Source organism: Achromobacter sp. ACM05, assembly GCF_019218915.1.
GTDB classification, from domain to species: Bacteria; Pseudomonadota; Gammaproteobacteria; order Burkholderiales; family Burkholderiaceae_B; genus Achromobacter; species Achromobacter animicus.
Map to the genome: position 1 here is coordinate 141,781 of NZ_JAHUWQ010000001.1, position 17,286 is coordinate 159,066.

The 17,286-nt window shown below is 67.0% G+C and carries 17 protein-coding genes; 11 read left to right on the forward strand and 6 right to left on the reverse strand.

The window, feature by feature from the left end:
• Positions 1–58 precede the first annotated feature (58 nt).
• The 8 genes from KW836_RS00690 to KW836_RS00725 all read left to right on the forward strand — a co-directional run bounded on the left by KW836_RS00690 (position 59) and on the right by KW836_RS00725 (position 8,835).
• Positions 59–1,156: an ABC transporter substrate-binding protein gene (locus KW836_RS00690; RefSeq protein ID WP_217467873.1), complete on the forward strand. Its 1,098-nt coding sequence runs from the start codon at positions 59–61 to the stop codon at positions 1,154–1,156.
• Positions 1,157–1,292: 136 nt separating this feature from the next.
• Entirely contained in the window at positions 1,293–3,071 is a 1,779-nt protein-coding gene (locus tag KW836_RS00695) for an iron ABC transporter permease (protein WP_175126245.1), read from the forward strand.
• Positions 3,064–4,152, forward strand: a complete 1,089-nt coding sequence (locus KW836_RS00700; protein ID WP_175126246.1) for an ABC transporter ATP-binding protein — start codon at positions 3,064–3,066, stop codon at positions 4,150–4,152. The genes KW836_RS00695 and KW836_RS00700 overlap by 8 nt, the downstream gene beginning before the upstream one ends.
• Positions 4,153–4,233: 81 nt before the next feature.
• Complete coding sequence (locus KW836_RS00705; protein ID WP_175126253.1) at positions 4,234–5,133, forward strand: TonB family protein; 900 nt, start codon at positions 4,234–4,236, stop codon at positions 5,131–5,133.
• Positions 5,130–5,993 carry a shikimate dehydrogenase gene (gene aroE / locus KW836_RS00710; protein WP_218342197.1) on the forward strand — a complete coding sequence of 288 codons (864 nt, stop codon included), beginning with the start codon at positions 5,130–5,132 and terminating at the stop codon, positions 5,991–5,993. The genes KW836_RS00705 and aroE overlap by 4 nt, the downstream gene beginning before the upstream one ends.
• Positions 5,994–5,998: 5 nt before the next feature.
• Complete coding sequence (gene mtgA / locus KW836_RS00715) at positions 5,999–6,733, forward strand: monofunctional biosynthetic peptidoglycan transglycosylase (RefSeq protein WP_218342198.1); 735 nt, start codon at positions 5,999–6,001, stop codon at positions 6,731–6,733.
• 93 nt (positions 6,734–6,826) lie between these two features.
• A complete protein-coding gene (lptG, locus tag KW836_RS00720) occupies positions 6,827–8,005 on the forward strand; it encodes an LPS export ABC transporter permease LptG (RefSeq protein WP_218342199.1) in 1,179 nt (392 codons plus the stop codon).
• Complete coding sequence (locus tag KW836_RS00725) at positions 8,002–8,835, forward strand: symmetrical bis(5'-nucleosyl)-tetraphosphatase (RefSeq protein ID WP_175126250.1); 834 nt, start codon at positions 8,002–8,004, stop codon at positions 8,833–8,835. Before lptG ends, KW836_RS00725 begins: the two co-directional genes overlap by 4 nt.
• Before the next feature lie 1,266 nt (positions 8,836–10,101).
• On the opposite strand, the gene KW836_RS00730 is transcribed toward KW836_RS00725, so the two are convergent.
• The 6 genes from KW836_RS00730 to KW836_RS00755 form a co-directional block, all read right to left on the reverse strand.
• On the reverse strand, positions 10,102–10,842 hold the full coding sequence (locus tag KW836_RS00730) for a 1-acyl-sn-glycerol-3-phosphate acyltransferase (protein WP_218342200.1): 741 nt from the start codon (positions 10,840–10,842) through the stop codon (positions 10,102–10,104).
• Complete coding sequence (locus KW836_RS00735) at positions 10,839–12,128, reverse strand: dihydroorotase (protein ID WP_218342201.1); 1,290 nt, start codon at positions 12,126–12,128, stop codon at positions 10,839–10,841. Before KW836_RS00735 ends, KW836_RS00730 begins: the two co-directional genes overlap by 4 nt.
• Positions 12,125–13,045 (reverse strand): aspartate carbamoyltransferase, encoded by a 921-nt coding sequence (locus KW836_RS00740; protein ID WP_218342202.1) that lies wholly within the window; start codon positions 13,043–13,045, stop codon positions 12,125–12,127. The genes KW836_RS00735 and KW836_RS00740 overlap by 4 nt, the downstream gene beginning before the upstream one ends.
• Positions 13,046–13,066: 21 nt before the next feature.
• Positions 13,067–13,468, reverse strand: a complete 402-nt coding sequence (gene ruvX / locus KW836_RS00745) for a Holliday junction resolvase RuvX (RefSeq protein WP_175125920.1) — start codon at positions 13,466–13,468, stop codon at positions 13,067–13,069.
• Entirely contained in the window at positions 13,461–14,048 is a 588-nt protein-coding gene (locus tag KW836_RS00750; protein ID WP_175125921.1) for a YqgE/AlgH family protein, read from the reverse strand. The genes ruvX and KW836_RS00750 overlap by 8 nt, the downstream gene beginning before the upstream one ends.
• Positions 14,049–14,194: 146 nt before the next feature.
• The gene (locus tag KW836_RS00755) at positions 14,195–14,359 is read right to left on the reverse strand and encodes a rubredoxin (RefSeq protein WP_003814980.1); all 165 of its coding nucleotides are present in this window, start codon (positions 14,357–14,359) and stop codon (positions 14,195–14,197) included.
• Between the two features lie 139 nt (positions 14,360–14,498).
• Between KW836_RS00755 and KW836_RS00760 the strand changes: the two genes are divergently transcribed.
• The 3 genes from KW836_RS00760 to hemL are packed head-to-tail and all read left to right on the forward strand — an operon-like array spanning position 14,499 to position 17,268.
• The gene (locus tag KW836_RS00760; RefSeq protein ID WP_349677776.1) at positions 14,499–15,323 is read left to right on the forward strand and encodes a hydroxymethylpyrimidine/phosphomethylpyrimidine kinase; all 825 of its coding nucleotides are present in this window, start codon (positions 14,499–14,501) and stop codon (positions 15,321–15,323) included.
• Positions 15,320–15,985 (forward strand): thiamine phosphate synthase, encoded by a 666-nt coding sequence (gene thiE, locus KW836_RS00765; RefSeq protein WP_218342203.1) that lies wholly within the window; start codon positions 15,320–15,322, stop codon positions 15,983–15,985. The genes KW836_RS00760 and thiE overlap by 4 nt, the downstream gene beginning before the upstream one ends.
• 5 nt (positions 15,986–15,990) lie before the next feature.
• Positions 15,991–17,268, forward strand: a complete 1,278-nt coding sequence (gene hemL, locus KW836_RS00770; RefSeq protein WP_191578232.1) for a glutamate-1-semialdehyde 2,1-aminomutase — start codon at positions 15,991–15,993, stop codon at positions 17,266–17,268.
• The last annotated feature ends 18 nt before the right edge of the window (positions 17,269–17,286 follow it).

The window sequence follows — 17,286 nt, forward strand, 5'->3', positions numbered from 1 at the left end:
ATGGCTGCACGCGGGCCCCAGAGTCCGCAACAAGCCAAATCAATCGGAGACATCCCCCATGCTTGCCAAGTCCAAACTGGCGGCCGCCTGCGCCGCCGCATTCGCCATCGCCTCCGGCAGCGCCTTTGCGCAGGCAGTGCCCGCAGGCTACCCGGCCGACTACCAGAAGATCCTGGACGGCGCCAAGAAGGAAGGCAAGGTCGTCATCTATTCGACCACCGACACCAAGGCCGCCGGCCCCATCATCAAGGGCTTCGAAGCCATGTATCCGGGCGTCAAGGTCGAATACAACGACATGAACAGCACCGAGCTCTACAACCGCTACATCAGCGAACAGGCGGCGGGCGGCGGCAGCGGCGACATCGTCTGGAGCTCGTCGATGGACTCGGCCCTGAAGCTGGCCACCGATTACGCGCTGAAGTACCAGTCACCCGAGGCAGGCAAGCTGCCGGCGTGGGCCAACTGGAAGGATTCGGCCTACGGCACCACCTACGAGCCTGCCGTCTTCATCTATAACAAGCGCCTCATTCCCGCCAATGAAGTGCCCACGACGCACGGCGCGCTGGCCAAGCTGATCGCCAGCCAGCCCGACAAGTTCAAGAACAAGGTCACCACCTACGACATCGAGAAGTCCGCCGTCGGCTTCATGCTGGCCGTGCAGGACAAGGCCAACGATCCCAAGTATTTCGACACCCTCAAGGACATCGCCAAGGGCGGCCTGATCGTGCAATCGTCCACCGGCACGATGATGGAACGCGTGTCCTCGGGCGAAAACCTGATCGGCTACAACATCCTGGGCTCCTACGCCGAAACGCGCGCCAAGAACGATCCGTCGCTGGGCGTGGCCTATCCCACGGACTACGCGCTGGTGCTGTCGCGCGTCGCGTTCATCAGCAAGAAGGCCAAGAACCGCAACGCCGCCAAGCTGTGGATGGACTACCTGCTGTCGCAGAAGGGCCAGGAGATCATGGCCAATCAGGCTGACCTGGCGTCCGTGCGCGATGACATCGAAGGCGACAACGACGTGGACGGCATGACCAAGAAGCTGGGCGCCTCGCTCAAGCCGATTCCGGTCAACGAAACGCTGCTGGACTACCTGGAGCAGAACAAGCGCCTGGAATTCATCAAGCAATGGCGGGCGGCAGCGGGCAAATGATGCCCGGGCTCCGGGCGGTCACGCGGCCCGGAGCCGCCGCCAACGCAGCGGACGGCGCGCCGTCCGCCTGACCCTGCCCCGGGGCCATCGCCCCGGCGGCGCGGCCACCGCGTCATTTCCGACCACAGGATTTCCCATGCAGTCATTGCGCAGAAAATGGCAGTCCCTGCCACGCGGCGTGGTGGTGCTGATCACGGCGCTCGCCATCTACGTGCCGCTGTCGTTCATCATCATCCAGAGTTTTCTCTCGGCGCCCTTCTTTGCCCCGTCCAAGAGCTGGAGCCTGGACGCCTTCCGCTTCATCTTCGCGGATCCCGATTTCTACAAGGCGCTACGTAGCGGCTTCATCCTGGCATTCGGTCTGGCCGCCATCGCCATTCCGCTGGGTGGCATGCTGGCGTTCCTGATGATCCGCACCGACCTGCCCGGCCGCCGCTGGATCGAGCCGCTGATCCTGGTGCCGGTGTTCGTGTCTCCCATGGTGCTGGGCTTCGGCTACGTCGTCGCGGCCGGTCCGGTCGGCTTCTTCTCGACCTGGGTGCAGAACATTCTTGGCTTCGTGCCCTGGAACGTCTATTCGCTGACCAGCATCGTCATCATCGCCGGCCTCACGCACGTGCCGCACGCCTACCTGTACATCTCGTCGGCGCTGCGCAGCATGGGGTCCGACGTGGAGGAAGCCGCCCGCGTGGCCGGCGCGTCGCCGCTGCGCGTGATGGTGTCGGTCAGCCTGCCCATGGTGCGGCCAGCCATGCTGTACGCCACCGTGCTGCTCTTCTTCCTGGGCCTGGAAGTGTTCGGTCTGGTGCTGGTGCTGGGGGACCCGGAAGGCAATCTCGTGCTGGCTACGTACCTGTACAAGCTCACCAACAAGCTGGGCATCCCGTCCTATCACCTGATGGCCGCCGTGGCCGTGGTGCTGATCTGCATGACCATTCCGCTGGTGATGCTGCAGCGCCGCCTGATGCGCACCGCCAACCGCTTCGTCACCGTCAAGGGCAAGGCCTCGCGCGCGCGTCCGCTGCCGCTGGGCAAGTGGCGCTGGGTCGCGGGCGCGGTGGTGGCGTTCTGGCTCTTCGTCACGATCATCGTGCCGCTGACCGGCGTGCTGCTGCGCGCGTTCGTGTCCAACTGGGGCCTGGGCGTCTCGCTCTTTGACGTGCTGTCGCTCGACGCCTTCCGCACCGTGTTTTCGCAGCCCAACCTGATGCGCGCCATCGTCAACTCGGTCGCCATTGGCGTCTTCGGCGGCGCGCTGGCGGTGATGTGCTACATGTTCGTGGGCCTGGCCATGCACCGCAAGCCGGACAACGTCACGCGCTTCATGGACTACAGCGTGCTGGTGCCGCGCGCCGTGCCGGGCCTCCTGGCCGGTCTGGCGTTTTTGTGGGTGTTCCTGTTCGTGCCGATGTGGCTGGACAACGCGCTGGACGTGGACGAGAACGGCTGGCTGTCGGCCCTGCCCTTCGCGGAATGGCTGCGCGAGAACTTCGTCGAATGGCTGCGTGCCCTGCGCAGCACCATCTTCAGCGTGTGGCTCGCCTACACCGTCGTGTGGATGGCCTACGGCCTGCGCCTGATTTCCTCGACCCTGCTGCAAGTGGGGCCCGAACTGGAAGAAGCCGCCCGCACCGCAGGCGCGCGCCGCGGTCAGGTCACCCGTCACGTCACGGTGCCGCTGGCCAAGTACGGCCTGATCGGCTCGTGGCTGCTGATGTTCCTGATCTTCGAGCGCGAATACTCCACCGGCGTCTATCTGCTGTCGCCCGGCACCGAGACCATCGGGTCCATGCTGGTGTCGCTGTGGGCGTCCGGCGCCATCGACATCGTGGCCGCGCTTTCCTTCATCAATATCGTTCTGGTCGTGATCGGCCTGGGCATCGCCCTGCGATTCGGAGTCAAACTTCATGATTGAGCTTTCTGTAGAAGACCTGCACCTGGACTACGGTGACAACCCGGTGCTCAAGGGCGTGTCGATGCAGCTGCGCCAGGGCGAAGTGGTGTCGCTGCTGGGCCCGTCGGGCAGCGGCAAGACCACCCTGCTACGCGCCGTGGCCGGCCTGGAAGGCCCCAAGCGCGGGCGCATCACCATCGGCGAGAACGTCGTCTACGACGGCGCGGCCCGCGCCGAGATCCCGGCCGAAGAGCGCAACCTGGGACTGGTGTTCCAGTCGTACGCGCTGTGGCCGCATAAAACGGTATTCGAGAACGTCGCCTATCCGCTCAAGCTGCGCAAGACGCCGGGCGCCGAGGTGCGCGAACGCGTGCAGGCCGTGCTGGACCAGCTTGGACTGGGCAAGCTTGGCCAGCGCCACCCGCACGCGCTGTCCGGGGGCCAGCAGCAGCGCGTGGCCATCGGCCGGGCGCTGGTCTACAGCCCGCCCGTCATCCTGCTGGACGAGCCGCTGTCCAACCTGGACGCCAAGCTGCGCGAAGAGGCGCGCGCGTTCCTGCGCGAACTCATCATCCGCCTGGGCCTGTCCGCGCTGATGGTGACGCACGACCAAAGCGAAGCCATGGCGATCTCCGACCGCATCCTGCTGCTGAACAACGGCAAGATCGAGCAACAGGGCACGCCGCAGGAGATGTACGGATCGCCATCCACCCTGTTCACAGCCGAATTCATGGGCAGCAACAACCGGCTGGACGGCAAGGTCACCGAGCTGCGCGACGGCCAGGCCCGGATCGAGGGCGCCGGCTGGTCGCTATGGGGCAAGGCCGGCGCGGGTGTCGCCGCGGGCCAGGACGCCACCGCCGTCATCCGCGTGGAGCAGGTCCGTCTGGCCGATGACCCGCACGGCAACCACGTCGACATGCCGCTTCTGACCAGCATGTATCTGGGCGACCGCTGGGAGTACCTGTTCCGCACGCCGGACGCCGATCCGGCCCGCAGCCTCGCCTTGCGCGCCTACGGTCCCGAAGGCCGCGAGCCGGGCCCCTGCCGCCTCGCGCTGCCCGCCGACAAGGTCTGGATCTTCCCCCGGGCGTCCGCCTGACGGGGTCTAGGCCGTCCGTCCGAGGGTGAATACCGCCTTCGGACGGACCGCGCGGCGGGTGCGGACTCGCCTTACAATGCGCTGGTGCAACGCGCTGATTCCCCCTCCATGCTGAGCCGTTACCTCTGGTGGCTGGGCGCCCCCGCCCAGCACTACCTGCGTATCGGCATCGCGATATCGCTGTTGGTGCACGCCGGCGCGCTGGCGTGGCGTTTCAGCGCGCCCACGCAGACGCGCCCGCCCGTGACCAGCCTGGAAGTCGTGCTGCTCAATGCCCGCAGCGAGACCCCGCCGGAAACCCCGCGCACCGTCGCGCAGAACCAGATGACGGGCGGCGGCAACGCCGACCGCGGCGTGTCCACCACGCCCCTTCCCCAGACCGGCAGCTCGGCCGAGACCATCGTCCTGGAAGCCATGCGCCAGCGCCAGGTGCAACTGGAGGCCGAACAGGCCCGCCTCATGACCCAGCTGCGCTCGCCGCACAACGCCGGCCCCGAGCGCCAGGCCGTCAACCCATGGCCCGACGGCGCCGACGTCGGCCAGGACGCCCAGGACCAGGCCAGCGTCATCCAGAACGCCCAGGTGGCGGCGCTGGCGGCGCGGGTCCAGCAGTACAGCGCCGAGCCGCGCAAACAGTTCATCGCCCCCTCTGCCGAGGCGTCCCGCTACGCCGGCTACCTGGACGCCTGGCGCACCCGGATCGAAACGGTCGGCACCCAGCATTACCCAGACGAGGCGCGCGGCCGCATTTACGGATCGCTGCGCATCACCGTGTCGGTGCGCGCCGATGGGAGCATCGCCGAGGTCGAGATCGACCAGCCCTCGCCGCACGCGGTCCTGAACCAGGCGGCGCGCCGCATCGTCCAGCTGGCCGCGCCCTTTCCCCCCTTTCCTCCCGATATCGCCCGCGATACGGACGTGCTGGTCATCACCCGCACCTGGCATTTCGTCAACGACACTCTGGAAACACAGGCCCCATGACCGAGGCGATTCCTCAAGCCCGCTACGCCGTCATCGGCAATCCCATCGCGCATAGCCGCTCGCCTCAGATCCACGCCATGTTTTCGCAGCAGACCGGCAAGCCGTTGCGCTACGAGCGCCTGCTTGCCCCGGTGGACGGCTTTGCCGACGCCGTCGCCGCCTTCGTGGCGGACGGCGGCCTGGGCCTGAATGTCACGGTGCCGTTCAAGCTGGACGCCTATGCGCTGGCGGCGGACCATCTGTCGAATCGCGCGCGGCTGGCGGGCGCGGTCAACACCCTGTCGTGGCGCGATGGCGTCTGGCACGGCTGCAACACCGACGGCGTGGGCCTGGTCAACGACCTGCTGCGCCTGGGCGTACGCCTGCCGGGCGCCGCCGTGCTGCTGGTCGGCGCCGGCGGCGCGGCGCGCGGCGTGCTGCAACCCCTGGCCGAGGCCGGCTGCCCGCGCATCCACATCGTGAACCGCACCGCCGCCCGCGCCGAGGAACTGGCCGCCGCGTGGGCCGCGAGCGGCGTGTCGCCGCAAACCCAGGTGACCGCGGGCGCACTGGCCACCGCCGCCGTGCCCGGCGGCTGGAACCTGGTCATCAACGCCACCGCCAGCGGCCTGCAAAACGCCGCGCCCGACCTCCCGCCCGGCCTGTACGCCGACGGCTCCGCCGCCTACGACATGATGTACGGCGCGCAGCCCACCGCGTTCATGCGGCAGGCCCAGACTGACGGCGCCGCCCTGACGGCCGACGGGCTGGGCATGCTGGTCGGCCAGGCCGCCGAAAGCTTCTTCATCTGGCACGGCGTACGCCCCGATGCCGCGCCCGTCCTGGCAGCGCTGCGCGAGGCGCTGGCCGCCGGAAGCTGAACGGCATGGCGACGCGCACGGGCCGCAGCGGCGGCCGCAATTGGTTCCGGATCACCACCGGCTTGGTGATGGCGCTGGTGTGCGCGATCCTGCTGTACCAATTCTGGCTGTTCGCCCAGGTGGTCTGGTACAACTACCGCGACCCGGGCAGCAGCGCGATGATGCGCGAAGAGCTATCGCGCCTGCGCAAGGAAGACCCCGGCATCGAACTGAAATACGAATGGGTGCCGTATGACAAGATCAACCGGTCGCTCAAGCGCGCGGTGATCGCGTCCGAGGACTCCAATTTCACGGGTCACGATGGGGTCGAATGGGACGCCATCCGCAAGGCCTGGGAATACAACCAGAAACAGGAAGAGGCCGGACGCTCCAAGATGCGCGGCGGCTCCACCATCACCCAGCAACTGGCCAAGAACCTGTTCCTGTCAGGTTCTCGCAGCTACCTGCGCAAGGGCCAGGAACTGGTCCTGGCTTACATGATCGAACACGTCATGAGCAAGGAACGGATTCTGGAGCTCTACCTGAACGTCGCCGAGTGGGGCGTGGGCGTGTTCGGCGCCCAGGCCGCCGCCAAGCATTATTTCAATACCACCGCCGCCAACCTGGGCAACAGCCAGTCGGCCCGGCTGGCGGCCATGCTGCCCAACCCGCGCTTCTATGACAGTCATCGCAAGTCCAACTATCTGAATTCCCGGGTCGGCGTGCTGACGCGCCGGATGCAGATGGTCGACATCCCCTGAAAGGGGAACTGGACAAATCAGTCCTGCCGGCCGTCTTCCCGCTGCGGGATTTGTTAAGCTTTCACGTTTACGCGCTCCACTCCTTTTTCCTTCATGCGTACTGCACGTCGCTACCTGGCCCGAGAGGTCTATCGCTCTTGCGCAGTGGTCCTTCTGGCCCTGCTCGGCCTTTTCACGTTCTTCGCACTGGTGGACGACCTGGACAACGTGGGCGACAAGTTCTCCATGATGGCCCTGCTGTACATGCAGGCGCTGGCGATCCCCACCCGTCTCTATGACCTGCTGCCCATCGGGCTCCTGATCGGGGCCATCCTGGCGCTGGCGGGCCTGGCCCAGCGCAACGAACTCGTCATCCTGCGGGTCTCCGGGGTCAGCGGCATGAAACTGCTGCGGATGCTCTGGATCGTCACGATCCCCCTGATGATCGGCGCGGGCCTGCTGTCCGAGTACGTGACGCCCTGGGCCGAGGTCAAGACCGGCGAAGCCAACCTGATGTTCCGCGGCAAGGCCGGCGGCGACCGCCTCAAGAGCGGCTACTGGTTCAAGGAACCCACCGTCAATGGCGGCACCCGCATCATCAACATCGCCGAACTGAAGGGCGACGGCCAAGTGGCCGGCGTGACCCTCTACGAATTCAAGAAAGACCTGACGCTGTCCGCGCTGTCCACCGCCCCCACGGGCTCGTTCACGCGCGGCGACCTGGTGCTCAAGGACGTCTCCGAAACCCGCCTGGACGCCGAAGCCGCCGAGGCGCTCGCCAACGCCCGCCCGCCCAAGAACCCGCCGGCCACCGTCATCAAGCTGCCCGAACGCTCCATCGACACCACCCTCAGCGCCGAACGTCTGCTGGCGCGCGTGCTGACGCCAGAACGCATGTCGATCGTCACGCTGCTCGACTACGTGGAATACCTGCGGGACAACCAGCTTCAATACGACCGCCAGGTCGTGGCCCTGTGGCGCAAACTGGCCTACCCCTTCACCCTGCTGGTAATGATCACCATCGCCGCCCCCATCGGCCTCATGCAAACCCGCCGCGGCGGCGTCGGCGCCAAGGTCTTCGTGGGCATCCTGCTGGGCGTGGGCTTCTTCATGCTGAACCAGCTTGCGCTGAACGTCGGCATGCTGGGCAAGTGGCCGCCCTGGCTGACCGCCCTGGGCCCGAACCTCGGCGCCATGGCGCTGGCGCTGGGCGCCATGAGCTACATGGAATACCGCCACACCATCACCCGTCTCGTCCAACAACGTTGGCCCTGGAGCAAGAGTCCCGCATGAACGGCAGTATCTGGATGATCGGCGACGTGCAGGGCTGCTGCTCGCCGCTGGATCGCTTGCTGTCCCACCCCGACCTGGTTGGCGACCCCAAGTCGCGCTTCTGGTTCGCTGGCGACCTCGTCAACCGCGGCCCGCAGTCGCTCGAAACCCTGCGCCGCATCATCGACCTCGGTGATCGCGCGACGGTCGTCCTCGGCAACCACGACCTGCACCTGCTGGCCGCGGCCGCGGGCGTGCGCAAACCGTCCAAATCGGACACGCTGGAATCCATCCTGCGTGCGCCGGACGCCACTGACCTGCTCAACTGGCTGCGTTTCCGGCCGCTGGCGCATTTCGAGCAGAACCATCTGCTGGTCCATGCTGGCACGCTGGCCAAGTGGGACGTGGCCAAGACGCTGGCCCTGGCCGGCGAAGTCCAGGACGCCCTGCGCGGCCCGAACTGGCAGAAGGCGCTTCAAAAAATGTACGGCAACGAGCCGGCCACCTGGAAGGAAGACCACAAGGGCGGCAAGCGGATGCGGGTGATCATCAACGCGCTGACGCGGATCCGCTTGTGCACGCCGAACGGGCACATGGAGTTTGCAACGAAGGTGACGCCGGGGGCTTGGCCGCCGGGGCTGGTGCCTTGGTTCGATGTGCCTAATCGGGCGACGCGTAATGTCACGACGGTGTTTGGACATTGGTCGACGCTGGGGTTGTTGCAGCGGCCGGACGTGATCTGCCTGGATACGGGATGTGTTTGGGGCGGGTCGTTGACTGCGTTGCGGTTGCAGGATCGGAAGCTCGTGCAGGTTAAGTGTTCGCAGTTTCAGGATCCTTTGGCGGAGTGAAGCGTCGGGGTTCTGCTTTGGCAGCTTCGTCGGGCGTTTTCTTTAGGTCTTCGTAGGTCGCTTTCTTTCGTTCTTCGTAGGTCGCCCGACGCCGCGGTCCCCGTGGGCACGATCGCCCACGATTGCGGTCCGCAGCCTTCGCTCCGGACTGCCCCGTCGTCATCTTCGTCCGCCTTCGGCTCCCTTCAGATTCCCTCGGGCGCATCGACGGCGCTCGCGCCCACGGGGACCGCGACGCCGTGCTGCCAGGGTCTTTGGTATGTCGCGCTACAAGACCTGTGGTCAGGGCAGGAGATCTGCGGGGCCGCCGGATTGCTGCCGCCCGGGCGGCGGCAACCCGGCATCGGGTCTGTGGGACGTCGTAGCGGGGTGCGCTTCGCGCTGGCGGGGATTGGTTTGCTAATGGTCCGCCGTCACGGTGGGTGGGGCGGTGATGGGCGGCGCCGCGACGATTCGCCACAACCTGCCGACCTGTTCGCGCCGCCCATCGGGCACTTGAGTTCAAGTGACGATAAGCGGCGACCCGTGCTCGCACGAAGGAATGAGACACCCGGCAAAAACTAGCGCCTTTGCCAAGACGGGTGTCTGACACCCTCTGCTGGTGTCTGCCGCCCGAACCAGTCTTACAAGTCCGCGGGTGTCGGGCACCTGGACAAGCTAGCGCCTTCGTCAAGGGATGAGAGTCTGAAACCTGGGAGCACACTTCGAGCCTGTAGCCAGTCTTCGCGGGTGTCAAAAACCCAAGCGTTACCTACTCGCGAAGCGTCATCACCACTACGCAAGACGCCGCGTAAGTCTCCGGAGGCCGCCCGCGCGGCCGAACGGAGACGGGCATCGCAAGATGCTTCTGGCCCGAAATGCTCTGCACAAAAATGCCAAGAAAACTGACCGCCCCAGCGACTAGAAGACTTGAATTGCCAGAGTCCGGTGCGGTGGCGTCCCGGGGTGCGCGGGGCGTCGATAAGCCCGAGGGAATCTGAAGGGAGCCGAAGGCGGACGAAGATGACGAAGGGGAAGTCCGGAGCGAAGGCTCCGGACCGCAATCGTGGCCCCGCGCGCCCCGGGACGCCACCGTGCCGGACGTCTTAAGAACCGAAGTCGCCGCAGCACTGAACGCCTAAAGAACCGAATCCGTCACCGCACCGAACGCCTTAAACCCGAAGCACGTTTCCGCGCAGGACACGTCAAGAACCAAACCCGCATCAACAGCAAGCAGCGTACAAAGACCTACGGTGCTAATTCACACCCAGCCAGAAATCACGTAAATCAGAGCACCCGAGCAATCGCATCCCGAGCCTGATGCGACAGTTCCAACCGCGTCGGCAGACTCCCGTCCGGATGACGCGCAGCCAGCGGCGGCAGAAATACCACTTCGACGGATAAACCCGTCACGCCCAGCACCCGCCAAAGGTTACCCACCAAAGACTCCTCCCCCACAAACGCCGCATATCCGCTGCGCTTGCCGTGCTGCATGAACCGCAGCGCCACGGGTTGGATTTCAACCGCCGCCGCGCGGGCGGGTTCGAAGAGGCTGGCGTGGAAAGGGAGGAGCTCGAAGCCTTCGGTCGTCGTGCCTTCCGGAAACAGGCCGACCGCGTCGCCCTGTTTGAAGCGCGCCTGCATCGAATCGCCCATCGCGTGCACCGCGTGGCGCTGGCCGCGTTCAATGAACAGCGTGCCTGCGCCGGCGACCAGCCAGCCGATCACCGGCCAAGCGCGGATCTCGCTCTTTGCCACGAAAGACGTCGCGCGGGCCGAGTTCAGGACGAAGATGTCGACCCACGACACGTGGTTGGCCACCAGCAGCACCGGTCCTTCCAGGCGTGGTTCGCCCTTGAGGATGACCTTGATGCCACAGGCTGCCATCAGCCAGCGCGACCACCGGCGGTTCAGCCGGGCGCGGGCTGCGGGGCGCATCAGGGGGTAGGCTAGGCCCACGCTCAGCAGGCCGAAAATGATCAGGGGCAGGACAAGGCTCAGCCGTAGGACAAAGCGCAGCAGCTTCAAACTGGAGTCTCCCAGGCCGGTTGACCACCGACCACGGTGGCTCGTACTCGACCGGGCAGCATCATACCTGCGAAAGGTGTCTGGGCGCTGCGGCTTTGCAGTGCTGCCGGCATCACCATCCATTCGGTGTCCAGGTCCGCCAGACACAGGTCTGCCGGCGCGTCCACGCCCAGATTGCCGCATGGACCCACGTGCGGCGCGACGGCGGACAGCACGGTGGCCGGGCCCGACGTCACGCGTGCCAACGCGTCGCCGACTGAACGGCGGCTGTCGCGCGCCCACTTCAGAGCCAGCGACAGCAGCAGTTCAAGACCGGTTGCGCCCGGTGTGGCGGCCGCGAACGGGGCGGCCTTGCCTCGTGCGTCCACCGGCGTGTGATCCGAGCACAGCGCGTCGATCACGCCCTCCGCCAGCGCCGACTGAAGCGCGTCGCGGTCACGCTGGCCGCGCAGCGGCGGCGACAGGCGGTGATTCGTGTCGAAGAAGCCGATGTCCACGTCCGTCAGCAGCAGGTTGTTCATGGACACATCCGCCGTGACCGGCAGGCCTTCCCGGCGGGCCGCGCGCAACAGTTCCACGCCGGCCGCTGTCGACAGGCGCGACAGGTGCACGCGCGCGCCGGTCGCGCGCTGCAATTCGAAGATCGTCTGCAGCGCCACCGTCTCTGCCTGCGCCGGCATGCCTTCAAGGCCCAGGCGTTCCGCGTACGCGCCGCTGGCGGCCGAGGCGCCGCGTGCAAGCCAGGGGTCTTGCGCACGCAGCCATAGCGTCTGGCCCAGACCGCTTGCGTAACGCATCGCGCCCCAAAGCACCCGCGTGTCCGCCACGAGCGACTCGCCCTGTGCGAACGCGATGCTGCCTGCCCGCGCCAGCAGCGCCATCTCGGTCAGTGTTTCGCCGGCCAGGCCCACGGTCATCGCGCCCAGCGGGTGAACTGCGCACTGCCCCGCCTGCGTGTGGCGCAGCAGCGCCTCGAGCTTGGTCGGTTCGTCCGGCGGATTATCGGCATCGGGCGGCAGCACCAGGCGCGTCACGCCACCGGCCAAGGCAGCGCGCAGTTCGCCGGGCGCAAATCCCGCGTTGCCCGGCTGCGTCACGCGCGCCGACAGATCGATCAGGCCCGGCAACACGGCCAGGCCCGTTGCATCAATACGCCGATCCGCCTGGAAGGCGTCGGGCGCCGCGCCAACCGCGACGATGCGGCCCGCGGCAATGTAGAGATCGTGCTGACCATCCACGCCGTTTGCGGGATCGATCAGCCGGCCGTTGGCTATGTGCAGTCTCATGGCGCCGCTCCGGCCAGCACGCGCAGCACCGCCGTGCGCAGGGGTTGTTCAAGCGCCGCGACGCGCGCTTCGGTGGGTTCGAGGGCGGCGGCGATGTCGCCATCCACTTCCACGCCCGGCACCAGCCCGCCCGCGGGCAGCAGCAGCACATCCGGCTTGGCAAACGCCAGCGCCGCGAGCGTGATGCCGTGGGTGCAGGCGTATTCGCGCGCCGACGGAAGCTGCGCGCCGCTGATTTCTTCGACATTCAGCGGCAGCGCGATCACCACGTCCGCATCGCTCAGGCTTTCCTGCAGCGTTGCGCACGCGCGCACACCCAGTTGGGCCAGGCCGTCAGGCAGCAGCGTGCGCGGCGCGGCGACCCGCACTTCGGGCACGCCCAGTGTGGTCAGCAGATGGATGACGGAACGCGCCACACCGGAATGGCGGATGTCGCCCACCAGCGTCACGACGAGGCTGGTGAGGTCAGGTTTGATCTCGATGATGGCCTGTACCAGCGCCAATGCGGCTACGGGATCGGCATGCCGTCCGTCGCCCGCATTGAGCACGTGCAAACCGGGCGCGGCATGGGCCGCGGCGCAATGGGCCGCGCCGCTCTGGCCGTGGCGCAGGATCAGCACGCCAGGCGCCAACGCAGCGGCCGTTTCCGCAAGCGCCTCAATGGCTTGCGCTTCCAGCGGCACCGGCAGCATCGACAGGCTGGCCGTGGCAGCGGCGTAGGCGTCGCAGGCTGCAGTGTCCGTGTCGGGCAGACACAGAAATACCGGCATTTCCGGCGCGATGGACGGCGGCGAATCGTCGGACGCCGACGGCGCGCGCGCCATCTCGAGCAGGCGCTCGACGTGCCGGCGCGGCAGCCCTTCGGTAGTCAGCAGATGCGTGAGTTCGCCGCGGCGGTCGAGTTGCGGATTGAGCATGGGCAAGACAGGCCGCGGCCGTCAGACCGCGGGCAAGGCGTCCAGATAGCGTTGCAGGATAACCGCCGCCGCCATCGCGTCGTCCGCGGCATGTGTGCCGAGCAGGCGTTGCGCCTCCATGCTGGAGCCGCGTTCGTCCACCAGTTCCACGGCGATGCCGAAACGGCCATTCAGTTGGTTGGCAAAGCGGCGGCAGCGTGCCGTGGCGGGTTGTTCGCCGCCTTCGGCGTCCAGCGCCAGACCGACGACGACGCGGTGCGGCTGCCATTCCTGCAGCAGTGCCGCGATGCGGCCGAAGCGCGCGTCGCGGACTTCACTGAAGATGATTTCGAGCGGACGCGCCTGCCGCGTCAGCGTATTGCCGATGGCAATGCCGATCTTCTTTTCGCCGAAATCGAAGGCGAGCAGGGTTTCTTCAGGCATGGCCAGCGTCGCCCGCCAGCATGACCGGGTCGATGCCCAGCAGCTTGAGCGCGGCGGGGTAGCGTTCCTCGGGCGGCACGTCGAAGATGATGTGCGCGTCCGCGCTCACGCTCAGCCAGGCGTTCTGGCCCATTTCGCTTTCGAGCTGGCCTGCGCCCCAGCCGGCGTAGCCCAGCGTGACCAGCATGCGTGCCGGCCCGTTGCCATCGGCCACCGCCTGCAACACATCGCGCGAGGTGGTCAGCGCCATGTCGCCCAGCTTGATGCTGGAACTGTAGTCGCCGGCGGGCGCGTGCAGCACAAAGCCGCGATCCGTCTGGACCGGTCCGCCAAAGAAGACGAACGTGTCCTTGACGGGTCCGATCTCGAGCGTCAGGTCGATGCGTTCGAACAGCGTGCCCAGCGTGAGATCGGTGGGACGGTTGATGACCAGTCCCAGCGCGCCGCGGTCAGTGTGCTCGCACACGTAGATGACGGAACCCGCCAGGCTTCCTTCGACCATGCCCGGCATGGCGATCAGGAACTGGTTGGCGAAGTTGGCCGCCTCGGTGCTGGCGTTTTCGTGGTGTTTTTCCGTCATGGCAACCCCTTCATGGGTAGTCTGAGAAAACCGTTGGGAGTGATTGCGCAGACGCAAACGTCATGCCTGGCGGCAGTCCGGCGGTTACGAAGAATGGGGTATGCCCCATCTTACGAGCCCTGGCGGAAGTTGTCGGCGTGACGGTTTCAGATTTCCATCAGTTCGAAGTCCTCTTTGCGGGCGCCGCATTCGGGACAGACCCAGTTTGGCGGCACGTCTTCCCAGCGGGTGCCGGGTGCAATGCCTTCGTCGGGCAGGCCGGCCTCTTCGTCATAGACCCAGCCGCAAATCAGACACATCCAAGTACGCATAGTTCTCTCTTACATCAAAACCCCACCGGCGTCCCCGCGGTGGGGCAAAGGTGAGGGGCTTCCATTAGAATGGGGACAATCTTACCGAAACCCAATAGGGGTTCCCCTGATTCATGCCAAATGAGCCGGGGCGCCCTCAATCAAGCACTGTCACGTGGCCCCCGTTACTCCCCCTCTCGTTTTGGTCTTCGGCCCGCTCGATCCCTCGGGATCAGACGGTTTGCCCGCGGATGCCGTCACCTGCGCCCGTCTGGGCTGTCATGGCCTGGCGGCCGTAACCGCGCTGACCGTGCAGGACACCGCCGGCATCGAAGAAATCCACCCCGTTTCCCCCGATCTGCTGGACGACCAGGCGCGTTGCCTGCTCGAAGACATGTCGGTTCAGGCCATCAAGGTGGGCGGACTATACACCGCGGAAACGGCAAGCGTGGCGGCGCAGGTTGCCGCCGACTACAGCCAGGTCCCGCTGGTGCTGCACCTGGGCCAGCGCGCGCAGGTGCCCGCCAATGCCGCCGACGAGGACGAAGCCGACGACCTGCTGGCCGCGACCCTCGAACTGGTGCTGCCGCAGACCGACCTGCTGGTCATTGAACACCTGCGCCTCGCCCAGTGGCACGCCGACGGCGACATCGATATCGGGGACGCACCTACGCCCATGCACGCCCTCGTGGCGGCCGGCGCGGCGTGGGTCCTGGTGCTGGGCAGCCCCCAACGCCCCGGCCACTTCGCCAACGTACTGCTCGGACCCGGCGGCCAGACCCATACGTGGCCCTGGCAGGCGCCCCCGGACCGCAACGGCGATGCCGGCGGCCTGGCCGCCACCGCAATCACCGCCATGCTGGCGCAGGGCCTGGAAATGCCGGAGGCCGTGCGCCAGGGTCTGGTCCACGCCGACGCCGCCGTGGCCGCCAGCTTCCTGCCGGGCATGGGCCGGCGCATTCCCAATCGGATCCTGCCCCAATGAAATCGCTGCGTTTTCCCACCGGCCTGTATGGCGTGACGCCTGAATGGGACGACACCGACCGCCTGCTGAAGGCCGTGCGTGACGCGGCCGCGGGCGGCATGCGTTCGCTGCAGTTGCGCCGCAAGAACGTGCCTGACGCCGTGCGCGCCGCGCAGGCCCGCGCCCTGGCGCCGCTGTGCCGCGAACTGGGTGTGGTGTTTCTCATCAATGACGACTGGCGCCTGGCGCTGGACGTCGGCGCAGACGGCGCGCACGTGGGGCGCGACGACGAAAGCCTGGCGCACATCCGCCGCGAAGCCGGCCCCGATTTGATCCTGGGCGGCTCCAGCTACGACGACCTGACGCGGGCACGTGAATTGCTCGACGCGGGCGCAGACTACATCGCGTTCGGCGCCATGTTCGCGTCCACCGTCAAACCCGACACGGTGCGCGCGCCGCTGTCCGTCCTGACCGAAGCCCGCCGCCTTGCCGACGAGCGCGACGCGCCCCGGCCCGCGGTGGTCGCCATCGGGGGCATCACGCCCGCCAATGCGCCGCTCGTGGCCCAGGCCGGCGCCGACGCCATCGCCGTCATCACGGCGCTGTTCGAGGCGCCCAGCGTCCGGGCCGCCGCCGTGGCCTGCTCCGCGCCCTATTCCGCCAACTCCTACCGTAAGCCTTGATCGCCATGTCCAGTAACGCTCAGCTCTTCGACCGCGCCTGCCGCAGCATTCCCGGTGGCGTCAACTCGCCCGTTCGCGCTTTCCGCTCTGTGGGCGGCACGCCGCGCTTTATCAAGCGCGCGCAAGGCCCGTACGTGTGGGATGCGGAAGACAAGCAGTACATCGACTACGTCGGTTCGTGGGGCCCGGCCATTCTGGGCCACTCGCACCCGGAAGTGGTGCGCGCGGTTCAGGAAGCGGCCGTCAACGGCCTGTCGTTCGGCGCGCCGACTGAAGCGGAAATCGAGCTGGCCGAAGTGCTGATCTCGCGCCTGCCGTCGCTGGAGCAGGTGCGACTGGTCAGCTCGGGCACCGAAGCCACCATGACGGCGATCCGCCTGGCGCGCGGCGCCACCGGCCGCGCCAAGATCGTGAAGTTCGAGGGCTGCTATCACGGCCATTCGGACAGCCTGCTGGTCAAGGCCGGATCGGGGCTGCTGACCTTCGGCAATCCCAGCTCGGCAGGCGTGCCGCCTGAGTTCGTGTCGCACACGCTGACCCTGGAATACAACAATCTGGATGCCGTGCGCGAAGCCTTTGCGCAGCACGGCGCCGACATCGCCTGCATCATCGTGGAGCCGGTCGCCGGCAACATGAACCTCATCAAGCCGGCGCCCGGCTTCCTGGAAGGTCTGCGCGAGGTCTGCACGCAGCACGGCGCGCTGCTGATTTTCGACGAAGTCATGACGGGCTTTCGCGTGGGACCGCAAGGCGTGCAGGGCCTGACGGGCGTCAAGCCCGACATCACCACGCTGGCCAAGGTGATCGGCGGCGGCATGCCGGTGGGCGCCTTCGGCGGCAGCGCCGAAGTCATGAAGCACATCGCCCCGCTGGGCGGCGTCTACCAGGCCGGCACGCTGTCCGGCAATCCGGTGGCCGTGGCAGCGGGTCTGGCCACGCTGCGACTGATCGGCGCGCCGGGCTTCTACGAGAATCTGTCGGCGCAGACCGCCAAGCTGGCGCAAGGCTTGCAGGAACGCGCGCGCAAGGCCGGCCTGCCCTTCTCGGCGGACTCGGTGGGCGGCATGTTCGGCATCTACTTCAGCGACAGCATCCCGGCCTCGTTCGCGCAGGTCTCGGCCTGCGACACGGCGGCATTCAACCGCTTCTTCCATGCCATGCTGGACAACGGCGTGCACTTCGCGCCGTCCGCCTTCGAAGCGGGCTTCGTGTCGGCCACGCACGACGACACCGTCATCCAGGCCACGCTGGATATCGCGGACAAGGTCTTCGCAGGGCTTTAAGCGGTTGACCGAGCGGGC

Coding starts and splice junctions, on each gene's coding strand:
- mtgA (WP_218342198.1), top strand. CDS start 5,999: ATGGCGACGCGCACGGGCCGCAGCGGCGGCCGCAATTGGTTCCGGATC.
- KW836_RS00740 (WP_218342202.1), bottom strand. CDS start 13,045: ATGCTCAATCCGCAACTCGACCGCCGCGGCGAACTCACGCATCTGCTG.
- KW836_RS00690 (WP_217467873.1), top strand. CDS start 59: ATGCTTGCCAAGTCCAAACTGGCGGCCGCCTGCGCCGCCGCATTCGCC.
- KW836_RS00735 (WP_218342201.1), bottom strand. CDS start 12,128: ATGAGACTGCACATAGCCAACGGCCGGCTGATCGATCCCGCAAACGGC.
- KW836_RS00755 (WP_003814980.1), bottom strand. CDS start 14,359: ATGCGTACTTGGATGTGTCTGATTTGCGGCTGGGTCTATGACGAAGAG.
- KW836_RS00700 (WP_175126246.1), top strand. CDS start 3,064: ATGATTGAGCTTTCTGTAGAAGACCTGCACCTGGACTACGGTGACAAC.
- KW836_RS00725 (WP_175126250.1), top strand. CDS start 8,002: ATGAACGGCAGTATCTGGATGATCGGCGACGTGCAGGGCTGCTGCTCG.
- KW836_RS00695 (WP_175126245.1), top strand. CDS start 1,293: ATGCAGTCATTGCGCAGAAAATGGCAGTCCCTGCCACGCGGCGTGGTG.
- hemL (WP_191578232.1), top strand. CDS start 15,991: ATGTCCAGTAACGCTCAGCTCTTCGACCGCGCCTGCCGCAGCATTCCC.
- lptG (WP_218342199.1), top strand. CDS start 6,827: ATGCGTACTGCACGTCGCTACCTGGCCCGAGAGGTCTATCGCTCTTGC.
- KW836_RS00750 (WP_175125921.1), bottom strand. CDS start 14,048: ATGACGGAAAAACACCACGAAAACGCCAGCACCGAGGCGGCCAACTTC.
- aroE (WP_218342197.1), top strand. CDS start 5,130: ATGACCGAGGCGATTCCTCAAGCCCGCTACGCCGTCATCGGCAATCCC.
- thiE (WP_218342203.1), top strand. CDS start 15,320: ATGAAATCGCTGCGTTTTCCCACCGGCCTGTATGGCGTGACGCCTGAA.
- ruvX (WP_175125920.1), bottom strand. CDS start 13,468: ATGCCTGAAGAAACCCTGCTCGCCTTCGATTTCGGCGAAAAGAAGATC.